The 15239-nt window shown below is 55.7% G+C and carries 7 protein-coding genes; 1 reads left to right on the top strand and 6 read right to left on the bottom strand.

Annotated elements, in window-relative coordinates:
• Positions 1–29 precede the first annotated feature (29 nt).
• The 4 genes from H6F46_RS00180 to hrcA all read right to left on the bottom strand — a co-directional run bounded on the left by H6F46_RS00180 (position 30) and on the right by hrcA (position 7208).
• The gene (locus H6F46_RS00180; protein WP_190354716.1) at positions 30–3740 is read right to left on the bottom strand and encodes a Calx-beta domain-containing protein; all 3711 of its coding nucleotides are present in this window, start codon (positions 3738–3740) and stop codon (positions 30–32) included.
• A gap of 90 nt (positions 3741–3830) precedes the next feature.
• Positions 3831–4658 (bottom strand): sulfotransferase, encoded by an 828-nt coding sequence (locus H6F46_RS00175; RefSeq protein ID WP_242027718.1) that lies wholly within the window; start codon positions 4656–4658, stop codon positions 3831–3833.
• Positions 4659–4978: 320 nt separating this feature from the next.
• Positions 4979–5932, bottom strand: coding sequence for a ribonuclease Z (locus H6F46_RS00170; RefSeq protein WP_190354714.1), 954 nt, complete (start codon positions 5930–5932; stop codon positions 4979–4981).
• A gap of 145 nt (positions 5933–6077) precedes the next feature.
• Positions 6078–7208 carry a heat-inducible transcriptional repressor HrcA gene (hrcA, locus tag H6F46_RS00165; protein ID WP_099534280.1) on the bottom strand — a complete coding sequence of 377 codons (1131 nt, stop codon included), beginning with the start codon at positions 7206–7208 and terminating at the stop codon, positions 6078–6080.
• A gap of 354 nt (positions 7209–7562) precedes the next feature.
• Here hrcA and dacB point away from each other — a divergent pair, with 354 nt between their 5' ends.
• The gene (gene dacB, locus H6F46_RS00160) at positions 7563–9137 is read left to right on the top strand and encodes a D-alanyl-D-alanine carboxypeptidase/D-alanyl-D-alanine-endopeptidase (protein ID WP_190354713.1); all 1575 of its coding nucleotides are present in this window, start codon (positions 7563–7565) and stop codon (positions 9135–9137) included.
• Between the two features lie 28 nt (positions 9138–9165).
• Here dacB and H6F46_RS00155 read toward each other — a convergent pair whose 3' ends face one another.
• On the bottom strand, positions 9166–10368 hold the full coding sequence (locus tag H6F46_RS00155; protein ID WP_190354712.1) for a glutathione S-transferase family protein: 1203 nt from the start codon (positions 10366–10368) through the stop codon (positions 9166–9168).
• Between the two features lie 257 nt (positions 10369–10625).
• Positions 10626–14588, bottom strand: a complete 3963-nt coding sequence (locus H6F46_RS00150; RefSeq protein ID WP_190354711.1) for a PAS domain-containing protein — start codon at positions 14586–14588, stop codon at positions 10626–10628.
• Positions 14589–15239 lie beyond the last annotated feature (651 nt).

Here is a 15239-nt window from a genome sequence, read left to right as displayed (position 1 = left end):
TGCCTAGGACACGCGCCTAGGACACGCGCCTAGAACGGAGCTGGAGCCAAATCGGCCGCGGTCAGTTGGTTGGGCGTGAGGTTGGCGATTTTGGCGAGCAGTGTTGTGCCGTTGCTGAGGTTCAAGAAGCCGTTGCTAACCGAGAGTGAGAGCGACTCGAAAGCCACGCCTACGGGTAAGACCAGGCGATCGATTCCATCTTCAAAATCAAGAATCGTCTCAGTGCCTTCGCTAATCACAAAGCGATCGCTCCCCGCGCCGCCAATTAGGGTGTCTTCGCCCCGATCGCCGCTGAGCAGATCATCGCCATCGCTGCCAAACAGCCAATCAGCCCCCCGACCGCCAAAGAGCAGATCGTTACCCATTCCACCGCAGAGGGTATCCGCCTGTTGGTTACCAAAGAGCGTGTCGTTCCCGTCACCGCCACAGAGCAGATCCGCGCCTGACTCTGCCGTTTCCCCAGGCGTGCTGCGATCGCCAAAGAGCACGTCATTACCCGCACCGCCCAACACTGTATCTGCGCCCAGGTCGCCCGAGAGGAAATCATTACCCGCCTCACCATTGAGCCAATCGGAGTCCCGACCGCCAAACAGGAAATCATCCCCTTCGCCACCAAAGAGATAATCCGTGCCCTGTCGGCCGCTGATCAAGTCATTGCCCGCCAGCCCCAAGAGATGGTCACTGTTGGGAGTTCCGGCCAAGGAGTCATTGCCCTCAGAGCCAGTTTTGGGAGAGATGGACTGGGGAATGGTGGGATCCGTCAACGTATCGCAAGGACAAACGGGCAGTGTCCGATCCGAAAGCGGCGTGGAATCGACGAGCAGTTTGCCAACGAGCGGGAGGCGATAGGATTGGGGGTCGCCGTTAGTTTTGAGAACAAACTGTCCTGAGTAGTCGCCTGCTTTGCCACTGAGCTTGAGGGTGATGGGAACCGCCTGACCCGGCAGCACCACTTCCGGCAGGGGGTCAACCAAGCTGAAGCCGGCGGGTAACTCCAAGCCCAGCAACTTCAGAGGATTGGGGCTGAGGCTGGTGATCGTCAGGGTTCGGAAGGGATTGCCGCTATCTTGGTTAGCCCCGAAGCGGACGGGAACATCCGTGGCGTTGAGCAGGGTGGGGCCGTTGTTGCCGAGGTTGAGGGAGTAGTAAGCCGGAGCCGGGGGAGCCGCCACAATCGGGATGCTGGGCGCAGGCGTGGGCGCAGGCGTGGGGGTAGGAGCCGGGCCCGGTGCGGGTGCAGGCGGGGCGGGTGGTACATCGTTGTCGGTGATGTTGGCCGTGATGCCACCGACGGCGATCGCGTTGTAGTTGGTGTCGGCGCTGGTGGTGGTGTGGGCGATCGCCCCGGTATGGGGCCCCTCAAACACCGCATCATCCACGGCGGTGACGGTGACGGTTTGGGATATATTCCAGTTGGCCGGTGTGAAGGTGAGATTTGTAATCGATGTGCTGACTTGGGCGTTGGGAGCCAGATTCACCGTTACATTGCTCGTGGGCGGAGTGTTCAGCACCACGGCATAGGTGTCGGTTGCGCCGCCTTCGGCCACCGCGACAGTGGACTTGGAGAGGGTGACTCCGGCGGTGTCGTTGTCAGTGATGTTGGCCGTGACTGGAGCGATCGTTAGCGCGTTGTAGTTGGTGTCGGCGCTGGTGGTGGTGTGGGCGATCGAGCCGGTGTGAGCACCTTCAGCGACTGCATCATCCACTGCCGTGACGGTGACGGTTTGGGGCGTATTCCAGTTGGCCGTTGTGAAGGTCAGGGCTGCGATGGAGGTGGTGAGTTGGGCGTTGGGAGCCAGATTCACCGTCACATCGCCCGTGGGCTGCGTGTTCAACACCACAGTGTAGGTGTCGGTTGCGCCGCCTTCAGCCACTGCGACGGTGGATTTGGAGAGGGTAACTCCAGCGGTGTCGTTGTCGGTGATGTTGGCCGTGACGCTGCCAACGGTGATGGCGTTGTAGTTGGTGTCGGCGCTGGTGGTGGTGTGGGCGATCGCCCCGGTATGAGCACCTTCAGCGACGGCATCATTCACCGCCGTGACGGTGACGGTTTGGGGCGTATTCCAGTTGGCGGTTGTGAAGGTCAGGGCTGGGCTGGAGGTGGTGAGCTGGGCATTGGGAGCCAAATTCACCGTCACATCGCCCGTGGGCTGGCTGGTCAACACCGCCGTGTAGGTATCCGTTGCGCCGCCTTCAGCCACGGCGACGGTGGATTTGGAGAGGGTGACTCCAGCGGTGTCGTTGTCGGTAATGGTGACGTTCGCGGTGGTGGTTGTGCCGAGGGCGATGCCGCTGCTGGGGGTAGAAATCTCGAGGGTGGCGGTTTCAGTGCCCTCCACCAGGGCATCATCCGCCACGGTGAAGGTGACGGAGCCAGTGGTTGACCCGTTGGGGATGGTGATCGTGGTGTTGCTGAGGGTGTAGTCTCCGGCGTTAATGCCCGTACCGGTCACGGCGAGGGCGACGGTTTGTGCGCCAACGACCGCAGCGCTGGCGGTGGCGGTGACGGTGATCGCAGTGGTGGCGGCTTCGGAACCACTGGTGCTGCTAACGGAGAGGTTGACCGTGGGCTGGGAGTTGCGGGTGATCGTGTCGCCGAAGAGGTCTTCGTTGTCTTGATCCGTACCGGAGGTAATGGATAGCGGGGCCGTACCCGCGACGCTGTTATCGGCGGCGCTGCTGCCTGTGAAGGTCACGTTGTTCAGGGTGACGGCAGGTTTGCTACCGGGCATCCCTTGGTTGTTGCTATTGGGATTTGTGGTGGATTTCATGGCGAAGATCGCGCCACCGAGTCCTTGTCCAGGATTTGCGCCCGTACCCCCTGTAGCCGTATTGCTGGTGAAGGTGCTGTTGCTAATGGTTAGGCTGCCGGTACGGATGAACACAGCTCCCCCCATGCCTGCGCCGCCGCCGCTGCCGCTGCCGCCGCCGAAGCCGCTGCCGCCGCCGAAGCCGCCGCTGCCGCTGTTAGAGCCGCTGCTGCCGCCGCCGCCGTAGCCGCCGTTGCCGTCGAAGCCGCCGCTGATGGAGCCGCCGCCGCCGCCGCCGCCGAAGCCACCGCCGCCGCCGCCGCCACTGGAGTCATTGCTGCCGCCGCCGCCGCCACCGAAGCCACCGTAGTCACCGGAGCCGCTGAAGCCCTCGCCGCCGTCGAAGCCGCCGCCGCCGCCGCCGAAGCCAGTTCCATAGCTGCCCAAACCACCATCGGCTCCGGCAGAACCGGTGCTGGAGGCAAACAGGCCGCCGCCGCCTAAGCCACCACCATTCCCAAACATCCCCGCGCCGCCGGTACCCAAGCCTGCTTGATTGCCGTTGCCACCCTGGGCTTGGTTGCTGGAGAAGGTGATGTTGCTCGCGGTGACTGCGCCGCCATAGATGAACAGCGCTCCACCCATACCAGCACCGCCGCCGCCTAGTTGGGAGCTACCCCCTCGGGCGCGTCCGTTGGTGAGGGTGAGGTTGTCCAGGGCGATGGTTCCCGACTTCACAAACAGGGGACGGAAGCTGCCACCACCGCTGATGGTGCGGGTTTCGATCGCGGGGGTGGCGGGGTCGTCGCCGGTAATCGTGATGTCGCTGTTCAGCAGCCGCTTCATCACGTCTGTAACGGTGACATCGGTTTGCAGGATGATGCGATCGGCCCCCGCCGCCGTGTTGGCTTGCAGGATGGCCCAACTGAATGTGTTGGCGGTTGCGCCGGTTCCGTCATCGTTTGCTTGGGTAACAAGAAAATCAGCCATGGTTGCCTTGAGTAGTGGGATTAGGGAAGCTTGAGGAGCCGATGACAGCGCCCCCCTAGGCAGTGTCATCGGCTGGTTTGTCCGTGAGGCTCAGGTCAGTAATCCGGGATAGAACAGCTCGTAGAACCAGCGATAGGTGTCTTGCAGTTCCGCTGCGATCCGGGGTGAAATGGGATGCACCGGGGGCGATCGCACCGCCCCAAAGGTCTGATGGCGATATTTGAAGCGGTAGTAGCTATCGGCTTCGTGGGGCTGCACCGTCAGGTTTTGCGGGTTGATCGCGTGGGGCGGCAGGCCCAACCAGGCGAAAATTTCCGCCATCACCGTCGCCGGTTCCTGCATCAAATGCTCAAACACCACGAAAAACAGTCGCTGTTGCTCCTGGGGCGATCGATCCTGCACCCCTTGGATGGCCCGTAGGGGGCCGCCCACCACGCCAGCCGGTGCAAACAGAGCTTCCGCACGGGCATAGGGCGCTAAATTTGCTAAATCATCGGGAAAGTCGAGCCAGACGGTGCGGCGATGCTGGGCTTCGATCGAGCCGAGCACCTGACTCAGTTCCCGCACGCACACCAACATCCGAGCTTGGGGATCTAGCTCAAGGGCTAATTCCAGTTGACTCAGCCAGCCGCGATGTTTATCGACCACGATCGGGCGATCGGTGTTCCACCAGGCGGCCGCAAAGGCCCGGCTCGATCGCGCCAGTCGTTGATAGGTGGAGTCAAAATCTCCATCAAGGCGGGAGAGCAAAAACTCGCTGTCGCTAAGGTGACCGCGCAGGGCTTGCAATGCACCCAATAGCGGTGAACTCATGCGATCGCACTCAATCTCGGGATGCTCCGCTAAAAGCTGGCAAAGCAGCGTGGAACCGGCACGCGGCAAGCCAGTCACACAGACCAGAGCGCGATCGATAGTCAACTGGTCTGGGCGCATCTAAGGAGTTTGGTGACGAAAAATAGGACAGCCTTAAAAGTAATAACCCAAAGCTGACAAAAATCCGGAAATCGGGCGAGCTTTGAGGGCGATCGCTAATTCCTCACCAAACCATCAAAAACCACATCATCGAAATTAGCCACTCTAAGCTTGCACCTTTACCAAATCATTCAGAGTTTCTGGCTCCCAAGTTTTTTCAACAAGCAAGTTTAATAGCCCTAGCAATTCAGTCAGTCGCGATCGAAAAGTGCCTAGTCCGCTAGTCGTAGTGCGCGGCAACCTCATACCAATCGTCTGTCAGCTAACTAAGCCGAGGCCAGGTCGATCGCCCGGCGGCGGGGCACTTCATAGCTCCAAAAGTCCTTGGCCATTTCCGTGTTGGGAAAAATCATTCGGGCCTCATTCAGCAAATCGTGAAAATCGATCGCGTTGCCCGGGGCGTAGCGGGGGCTGAAGTGCGTGATGATCAGGGTTTTGACCTGCGCCGCCAAGGCCACTTGGGCGGCCATGGTGGTGGTGGAATGGAGCCGCTCAAAGGCCAATTGTGAATCCGCGTGGGCAAAGGTCGCCTCGTGGATCAGCACATCGGCATCCTGGGCTAGCTCGATCGATCGCTCACAAAACACCGTGTCGGTGCAATAAACCCATTTGCGTCCTGGTTCCGGCGGCGCACAGAGGGTTTGGCCGTCAATTGTGCGGCCGTCGGGCAGGGTGACGGTTTCGCCGCGCTTCAGGCGGCCATAAACCGGGCCGGCGGGAATTTCCAGGGCCCGAGCTTTTTCAATATCAAATCGGCCGGGGCGATCTTTTTCCGTGACCGCGTAACCATAGGCCGGAACCCGGTGCTCCAGCAGTTGGCAATGCACCGTGAATTCGTCGTCTTCAAAGATTTTGCCCGGTTCCACGGTGTGGACTTTGATGGGAAAAGAAAACCGGGTTTGGGAATAGCGCTGACAGGCTTTTAAATACCCCGATAAATCGGCCGGCCCGTAGAGATCGATCGGGTGAGGTTGCCCCGCCAAGCCAGAACTGGCCAACAATCCCATCAACCCAAAGATATGATCTCCATGCATGTGGGTGATGAAAATGCGGGTGATTTGGCTCGATCGCACTTCACTGCGCAAAAGCTGATGTTGCGTGCCTTCGCCGCAGTCAAATAACCAAGCTTCGGCCCGCTGAGGCAACCGCAACACCAAACTGGAAACGTTGCGCGATCGGGTCGGTACGCCAGAACTCGTGCCCAAAAACGTCACTTCCAAGATGGTCGCTGCTCCTGCGAATCGATCGCCCCTATCTTGCCACGGGCGGGGCCGTTCGTTGCACCTGGAAGCGCCCCGGTCGATCGGGTCTGGCAACCACGCCCATTTCGCGTCTCAAGGGCTGATGCCCATGGTTTGGGGGCAATTAACCAGAGCTGTCGGGGTTGCCGATCGCCGGGTGGTAGCGACCTGCTAGCAGTTCCGATCCTGACGCGCCCATCACCTCGGATAGATAGTCGGCGGTGGCCCCCACGGCGGCGATCGCCCGATCGTAGTCCAGCCGAGTCGGGCCCAAAATGCCCACACTGCCAAGGGGCGATAGACCGTTACCGTAGAGGGAAGAAATGAGCGTGTAGCCCTGAATGGGTTCCCAGGGGTTTTCCATGCCAATGCGGATGCGCACCCGGCGCTCATCTTCTGGCTCATCAAAAATCAGCGACCACAGTTGATCCTGTTCCGCCTCCAGCAGATGAATCAGGGTTTGCACCTGTTGCAGCTCCGAAAACTCCGGTTGGCGCAACACCTCCGACACGCCGCTAATCAAAATTCGGGTGGCGATCGGGGTTTGGGCCCGGCGCGCCAAATGAATCAAGGCTTCCCGCAAGGCTTGGCCCCGGCGATCGAACTCCCGGCCCAGCTCATCCCAATCCAAATGGGCCACGGCCAAGAAAGAGTGATCTCGCAGGCGAGCATCCAAAAAGTTCGACAAAATCACCAACTCCCGCTCCAGGGTTTCCGGATCTGGCAGGGGAGCCTCTTCGGTGTTTGGTAAGGGCACGATCGCGGAGTGGCTTTGGTAATCATCCGTCACCACCAACACCATCACCCGATCGACCTCCATGGGCAGCAGTCGCACATGGCGCACTTGAACCGTGCGGGTTTGGGGCAAGGCGATCGCCGCAATACAACCGCTGAGGCGAGCCAATAACTGGGCCGCTCCCTTCAGCAACACTTCCAAGTGGGGCGACGAAGCATCCAGGCGATCACTCAGGAGTTGATTCACCTTTTGGGCTGTGCGATCGGACGGGACAGCGCAACGATCGACATAGACCCGATAGCCCGAGTCCGATGGGACGCGCCCGGCTGACGTGTGGGGTTGGTAGAGCAAGCCGGCCTTTTCCAAGGCCCCCATGGCATTTCGCACCGTCGCCGGACTCGCATCCAGTTGATATTCTTCCACCAGCACCTTTGACCCCACTGGCTCGGCCGTGGAGATGTAGTGACGGATGGTGGCGAACAAAATGCGCTCTTGGCGTTCGGTGAGCTGAAACTCCATAAATTAGGAAAAATCGAAAACGGCGATCAGTTTGGATGGGGCAGTGAAAACGGGCGGCGCGATCGGGGCGATCGCCCTGGCAGAATGGCTACCAATGAGACTGGGCAGATCGATCGCCTAGCACTGGGCAGGCGGTTCAGAAGCTCGACTGCCTCCTATTGTAGGGGGCGGCGGCGGGAGCAATCTGTCATGGCTGCAACTTAGATCTGAATTGGATCTGGATTGGGACTTGGCGAAGAGTTGAGTGAGAGCTGAGTTGAAACCGAAGCCCGGTGAGTGAATTGCAGTCTAATGGACGGTTAACGAGCGTTTTCAAGCGAACATTACCAATCAATCTTGTCAATAAACATCGTCATGGGCGATCGAATCAAGGGACGCTGGGCTGCTCAAGGATTGGCGGCGATCGGGGCGATCGGGCTGTTGGGGGCTGGAGTTGCCGGGGCCACGGAGCCAGCCCAACCCCGTTGCTTGGCGGATTTGCCCGCCGCGATCGCCCAATGGCAACAGGATCCCCGCTGGGCCCGATCGCACTGGGGATTCCTGGCCCGCACCTTGGATCCTGCCAATCCCCAAACCTTGATTCAGGGGCAAGCTCAACAATTTTTTGTGCCAGCCTCCAATGCCAAGTTGTTTTCCACGGCGGCGGCCCTGGCGGCGTTGGGCCCCGAGTTTCGATCGCCCACGCGGGCCTATTGGCGACCCAAAAGCACCACCCAACCCCGGCCCGCTTGGTGGATTGTGCCCGGTGGTGACCCCACCATCACCCACCAACAGCTCCAGGCTTGGGCCGATCGCCTGGCGACCTTGCACCCGCCCACGGAGGCGCTGGATGTGGTGGTGTTCGATCGCTCAGAAACTCCACCCAGTTGGGAATGGGATGATTTGACCTATGGTTACGCTCCCGTGGTGAACCGGGCCATGGTCGATCGCAACGCCGTTTCCTTGACCTTTCGCCCTCAGTTTTTGGACGGTGCGCCGAGTTTGGAAGTGCAAACCCAAGAGCCAGTGGAAGGGTTGTTGAATTGGTTTCAGCCTCGGGGATTTCAAGCTTTGCCGGCCGACGCGGAACCCACCTGGCAATTGCAGCGCGATCGACAAACGGGATTGATTCTGTTCACTGGGGGGCTGCCCATGGGCACATCGGCCCAAGCGGAAGTGGCCCATCCCCGACCGGGCCAACAATTCGCTTGGCTGATTGCCGATCGCCTGTCGGAGCAATTTTTTCGCCAGGTGCGATCGCGCCCGTTGGCGGCCCCGCCGCCACCGCCAACCGTGAATTGGCAGCGATCGCCCTTGGAAGTGGCCCCCCTGCCTGCCCCTGCCTACGATCGGTTTCGGAATCCGCCCGTTGTCCCGATCGTGAATCTGCGGAATCCGCCCGGGCCCTTGGGACAGCCCACGGCGGAACTGGCATCCGCCAATCTGGCGGCGGTGATCAGCCAGGTGAACCAAGCCAGCGATAACTTGGGGGCGGAGGCCCTGTTGCGTTGGTTAGATCCCGATCGCCCCATGGAGCGGCTCACAACCGTTTTGACTGATTTGGGTTTGGATCCAACGGCCTATCGGCTGGTGGACGGTGCGGGCCTGTCGCGCCAAAACCTGGTTAGCCCCGAGGCGATCGTGCAACTGCTGACGATCATGGCTCGATCGCCCCATGCCCAGATTTACGAAAATTCCCTGCCGATCGCGGGGGAAACCGGCACGTTGGCCAACCGCTTTCGGGACACTCCCCTAGCGGGCCAGTTACGCGCCAAAACCGGTACGCTGACCGGCGTGGCGGCCCTGTCTGGCTATCTGAACCATCCTGAGTGGGGGCCCGTGGCCTTCAGTTTGATGATTGACCACGCCAACACCCCCACCCGTGACCTGCGGGCCGCGCTGGATCAGGTGGTGCTGTGGCTGTATGGGGCGCGATCGTGTGCCAACTAGACCATCCCCAGCCGTCTTGGATTCATCCTCAGCGCAAGAAATTCGCTGGATCCTGATCGCGGCGGTGCTTGGTGGGAATCGGTGGCCCCTGGCGATCGCCCGCCAAGGCCGCCGTCGCCTCCAGGGCTTCACGCAGATATTTCGCCGCATAAATCGACATATCCCGAGGCACGCTGATTCGATCGCGCAGATATCGCAACGCCACATCCGACCCCGACGGCGGCACACAAACCTCACCCGTCATCATCCGAGTCAGGGCACAGCGCAACGCCTGATCCACCAGCTCATCGTGACTGGGATTCACCCGAATTAAGTTCGCCCGATGCTTCACCATCCGAAATAGGGCCTCCGATCGGGCCGTGTCTGGCTCCTCATAGGTTGCGTCCGGCAAGCCCAACCAAGGGCCATGATCCACCTTAGTTTGATTGATCGCAGTTTGTGGGTCTTGGTTTTCCCAACAGCCGCCCATTTGTGGCGGCAAATCATGGGCATGGGTATGAAAATCGCTTTGGGTTCCGCGATAGGTCGATCGAGTTTCCATCGCCGCAAACCAATCTTTCAAACGGGGATTTTCATCCCGTAATGAATAGCCTTTGTAGTAAAACAAGCTGGCATTCATCCGCTCCACATAGGGCGTGAAAATCACATCTGCCGTACTGAATTGATCTAAAAAATAAGGCCCAGGCGTTGCCGCCAAGGCCGCCTCAACGGAGGTCACCACCTCCAGAAATTGCCGCCGGTTTCGAGCCTCTTGCTGCTCAGACAAGGTTGGATAGCAAAGCCAGGAACACCAAGCCCGAAACAGAAACCGTTCCAAACGGCGCAAAGGCAACACTAGTGCCGACTCCATGCCATAGATCAATGGCCCAAATGCCTGCTCCAAAGCCAGCAAAATATCATCACTTTCTGTGATCAAATACCCATCTAGTTCCAGGGCTGGCAACATGCCCGAGGGCACTTTTTGCTTATACCATTGCTCCTTTTGGCCATAGCAAAACATCGTGACCTTTTCGATGCGGTAAGGAATTTGCTTTTCCTCTAGCCAAAGCCAAACCTTTTGGCAATAGGGACACCAAGCGTGGTGATCGCGATAGAGCGTGACGCGGGGTTCAGCGTCTGGCTGCCCAAAGAGTCGCAATTTTGCTTGGGAATTGGTGGGCCCATGGACTAAGTTCGGTTGCCATTGGGTCAGCGCTGCTAAATCAGTCCAAGATAGGGGGTCGCGGGTCATGGTTGGTGATGTAGCAAGCCTATTCAAGGTTTCATTCAGTTCTAGATTAGGATATGCAGCCCGGTTTGATAACGTGAAACATACCCAAATTTAGTTTTGGGCTTTTTTGGGCTTTTCTTTTTTGGGCTTTTTCAATATCTGCTGAAGTATTGGTGACTGAGCCTTTGCCGTAGGCCCTTGGTGTTGCTCTAGGGGCTTGATTCCAGATTTTTAACTCCAGATTTTTAGCTTCAGATCTTTAACTCCAGATTTTTGGGTTATTGCTTTAATAGCTCCTGGATCATATTCGCCAATTGCTTGAGCTTAACGGGTTTGTTCAAGTAGGCGGTGGCTCCCGCTTGCAAGCACCGTTCCTGGTCGCCTGCCATGGCGAGGGCCGTCAAGGCAATGATCGGCAAGGATTGAAAGTCGGGATCTTGGCGAATTTGGGCAATAGCCGTCAGCCCGTCCATTTCTGGCATTTGGATATCCATTAACACCAAAGCGGGTTGGTGCGATCGCACCATTTCGATAGCTTCTCGGCCATTTTGGGCCGATAGAATCTGATAGTTTTGTGCCTTTAGATAGCTGGAAATGGTCATGATGTTGGCTTCGTTATCTTCCGCCAACAAAATTAATGGCTGACCGGTTTCAATCGCTTGTAGGTCAATCAATTGGGTTCCGTTGCAAGCAGGCAGTGAGCTATGGAGTCCCGGGGCTATTTCAGAAGCACTGGGCGATCGCGTTGGCCCCTTTGACCAACAGGGCAAATACACCTGAAAACAACTGCCCTGGCCCACTTCGCTTCTGACGCTGACCCGACCGCCATGCAATTCAGTGATGCGCTTCACCAGGGCCAAGCCTAGGCCTGTGCCTGCATATTGGCGGCTGAGGCGGCTGTCAATTTGTACGAAAGATTGGAACAGTTTTGATAGGTTTTCTGGCGCGATGCCAATGCCTGTGTCGCGAACAGTGAAGCAAATTTGGGCCGGTCGAAAATCTGAATAGGAACTTTGGGAGCTTGACGCTTGGGAACCTGAAGCTTGGGAATTTGAAGCTTCGATCGGCGCTGAAATAGATGTTGAGATCGGTTCTCGATCGAGTGGTTCATAGGGTGGTTTTTGCGGTGCTTCTTCCATCATCACCACCAGCTCAACAGCCCCAGAATCCGGCGTGAATTTAACCGCATTGCTCAACAAGTTGATTAAAACCTGCCGCATCCGTCGCCCATCCACTTGAATCGACAAATCTCGCAGATTTTCAGCGATCGAGGCTTTCAGGGCAATTTTTTTCTGCGAAGCTAACTGCTTCACAAAAGCCAAGCTGTTTTCGCACAGATCCCAAACCGAAACCAAATCCAAATCTAATTCCAGGCGATTGGCTTCAATTTTCGATAAATCCAGAATGTCGTTAATCAGCTCCAGCAAGTGCCGCCCACTTTTTTCAATGGTGGCAACGGCCTTCGTTTGTTCTGGCGTAATTGGCCCAAAAATATCCTCCTGCAAACTTTCCGACATGCCCAAAATGGCATTGAGAGGCGTTCTTAGCTCATGGCTCATGCTGGCCAAAAACTCATCCTTGAGCCTGGTGGCCCGTTCCAATTGCGCATTGGTTTGCTTGAGGGCTTCTTCAGTATCCTTGCGATCGCTGATATCGGCAAAGTAACCCACCAGTTCCAGGGGTTTACCTTGGGTATCGTAAACCACCCGAAACTCGTCATGCAGCCAACAATAACTGCCATTGCTCTTCAAAAACCGATATTCGCGAACATGATATTTCAGGTCGTTTAAATTATGCAGGCTGTCAAGGACATAGGTTAAGTCTTCTGGGTGAATATGCTCTAGCCAAAAGGCATGATTCTGCAAAAATTCTTCTTTGGGATAGCCCAAAATTGATTCAATGTTGCGGCTGACGAAGGTAAATCGATAATTTTCGCCTAGCTGACAAGTGTAAATAATTGCTGGGTTGGACGAAAGAACAAATTCCAATCGTTCCTTCAGCGACTGATTTTCATGTTCTGCTTGTTTATGCTCAGTAATGTCATAGTTAACCCCAACCATGCGCAGAGGTTGATGGTTGGTGTCGTGCTCAATGATCGCAAAACATTGCACAAACCGTTGTTCCCCGTTGGGGCGGTTAATGCGCAGCTCCAGGTTTAATTCCCCTTGATGATTCATGATCGATTCCCTGAAGGCTTCCATCGCCATGGCATCTTCTGGATGTAAGCAGTTCAGCCAATCTTGGTAAGTGGGATCGCGATCGGGGTTATGCCAGCCATAAATTTCACGAATGCGCGAATCCCATTGAACTTCATCTTGAAAGTTCCATTCCCATGTCCCGATCGCTGCTGATTGCAACGCCAAGGCTAAACGATTAGAAAGACTCGTTAGTTGTGCCTCTGTGTGTTTTTGATGACTAATATCCCGACAGACGCAAATTAAAGTGCCATCTTCGGACAATGTGAGGGACAGCCCTTCATAGAATGTGCTGCCATCTTTGCGCCGGGCGATCGCCTCTCCTTGCCAGGAGCGATCGCGCTGGAGCTGGGGCAAAATATGCTGCTCAAATCGTTCAGTTTCCAGGGGGTCATAGAACTGTTGCCAAGGCTGACCGATGAGTTCTTCAACCTGATCAAACCCAAGCAAATTGGCATGGGCTTGGTTTGCATAGGTCAACTGACCATTTTCGATGAGGGCAATGCCATCAATGGCAGCTTCCATCATTGCCAGTTGTCGCTGAATGGCTTTCTCAGCTTCTTTGCGGGATGTGATGTTTACCGAAATCCCACAGAGACCGTAGGGCTGCCAGTCTCGATCGAGCAACAGAAATTTATTAGACAAAAACGTGTAGAATCTGCCATTAATTTCTGCCTCTTCTTCATACTGCTGAAAACGACCGAGCCGATAAACTTCATTGTCGTTTTCACTGAGAATTTTAGCCAACTCTGGCTCAAAAAGCTCTTGATTGGTTTTGCCTAGAATTTCGCGCTTAGTGCAGCTAAAAAACTTCAAAAACGATCGATTAACCAAGGTGTGGCGACCCTGGAGATCCTTAACGTAAATCACAGCGGGGGCAAAATCAATAATTGCTTGTAGTCGCGCTTCGCTGTCTTGCAAGGCGGCGGTTCGCTGCTCCACCCGCTCCTCTAGCTCTTGGTTTAAGCGCGCCAAGGCCCGCACTGCCAGTTCTCGTTCCTTGAACAGGGCGATCGCAGCCGCAACGGAACTGAGGGGATTAATTTCGATCGCATCCCACAGGTCTGGAGTGACGCGATCGAACCCAATAAATCCAAAAAATTGGCCATCCACCATCAAGGGCAGCATCAAAACCGCCGCCACCTCTGGTGCAATTAAAGACTGCAATTCCGATTGCAAAAAATCAGAAACTAAGCTGTTAATTGACTGCCCCTGAGTCAGCCGAGAAAGGCAATGGCTTGACTCAGGGTTGCAACGCAAGTTCTGAAATTTGGGATTATTGAGCTGAGGTTGGATACCAGGGCGGCACCATTCTCCATGTTGGCTAATGAGAGAATTGCCAAACCGATCCTGATGCTTTTCAAACACATAGATCCGATCGGCTCCGGCAATTGGGCCCAAAATTTCCAAAATTATTTGATAGATATTCTGATCCGTGTGGTTGGATAAAAGCTGCTTTTGGATCTCAACAATTGCGGTTAGATAACGCTCCCGTTTGCTGAGCAAGGATTCAGATTCTTTGCGCTCTGTGATATCTAGATGTGTCCCTGTGATCCGCAAAGGGCGGCCCGTTGCGTCGCGCTCAACAACTTTGCCCCTTGCCAGCACCCAAACCCAGTGCCCTGATCGATGGCGCATTCGCAATTCACATTCATAGGCGCTGGTTTGGTTTTGAAAATGGCTATCCAGCGCCGAAACTACCTTCGGCCAATCTTCAGGATGGGTGTATTTTTGCCAGGTTCCTAATTGAATGGGGGCTAGTTCTTCGAGGGTATAGCCAATCATGTCAGCCCAACGTTCGTTGAGGGTGACCTCGCCGCGATCGATAAACCAATCCCACAATCCCAACCCAGAACTTTCGATCGCCAATTGCAACCGCTCTTGAACTGCTTCTAATTGGGATGCCCCTAAGCGCTGTTCTCTACGAATTTGGGCCTCACGAATTTCGCGACGGATCACTTCCGGGAGGCGGGTGGTATTGCCCTTAACAAAACAGTCCACCGCGCCCGCCTGCATGAGGTCAACGGCTAGACTATCCTCGATCACCTCTGAAATAACAATCAGCGGTATATCACGTTTGGATGATTGTAGAATTTTGAGAACATCAAAGGCATTTAATCCAGCATCTTGATGATTAGAGATAATTAAATCCCATGACTGTTTTGCCAGGGCGATTTGTAATTGCTTGGTGTTTTTAACCCACTTCCAACTCAAATTAAAGTGATGATGATAAAGTTCTCGAATAATCGATAAGACATCCTCATCTGAGGCTTGAAACAATAGCAAGCTAAGAATAGGCTTCATGACTACTAATTCCTGGGAGGTTTAATTCCTTGAAAGATTATGCAACTATCAGTGCCTTACTATCTTTAAGAAAATGACCCGATCGCTGTCATTGGGGGTTCAAGCTTTTTCATCGATTTTTTACTGGATCCGCTGCTGCTGACTGGAACGACCCGAGGGTGCTGCAAATTTAGAACGAAGGAGTTGTATCAATTCTCACTGATGATTTTGCCAAAATGCCTATTAATTTCCATTTAACTGTTATTTCCGTGATAACAAAGAGCTTTTTTATACATTACGAAGCAATTAAATTCGAGGGTGATCCGAATCGGCAAAGACGAAGAACAAACTTGGTGCTTTCTCCATTACGAGCTAGACGATGGTCGATCGCATGGAAGATTCCTGCAACAACCT

This window comes from Limnothrix sp. FACHB-1083 (assembly GCF_014696485.1).
Classification (GTDB): domain Bacteria; phylum Cyanobacteriota; class Cyanobacteriia; order CACIAM-69d; family CACIAM-69d; genus CACIAM-69d.
Note: the sequence above shows the minus strand (reverse complement) of the source record. Positions and strands in the feature narration are given on the sequence as shown.

Bases quoted from the DNA above. Each gene is read 5' to 3' on its own strand.
- H6F46_RS00180 (WP_190354716.1), bottom strand. From the start codon at position 3,740: ATGGCTGATTTTCTTGTTACCCAAGCAAACGATGACGGAACCGGCGCA.
- hrcA (WP_099534280.1), bottom strand. From the start codon at position 7,208: ATGGAGTTTCAGCTCACCGAACGCCAAGAGCGCATTTTGTTCGCCACC.
- dacB (WP_190354713.1), top strand. From the start codon at position 7,563: ATGGGCGATCGAATCAAGGGACGCTGGGCTGCTCAAGGATTGGCGGCG.
- H6F46_RS00155 (WP_190354712.1), bottom strand. From the start codon at position 10,368: ATGACCCGCGACCCCCTATCTTGGACTGATTTAGCAGCGCTGACCCAA.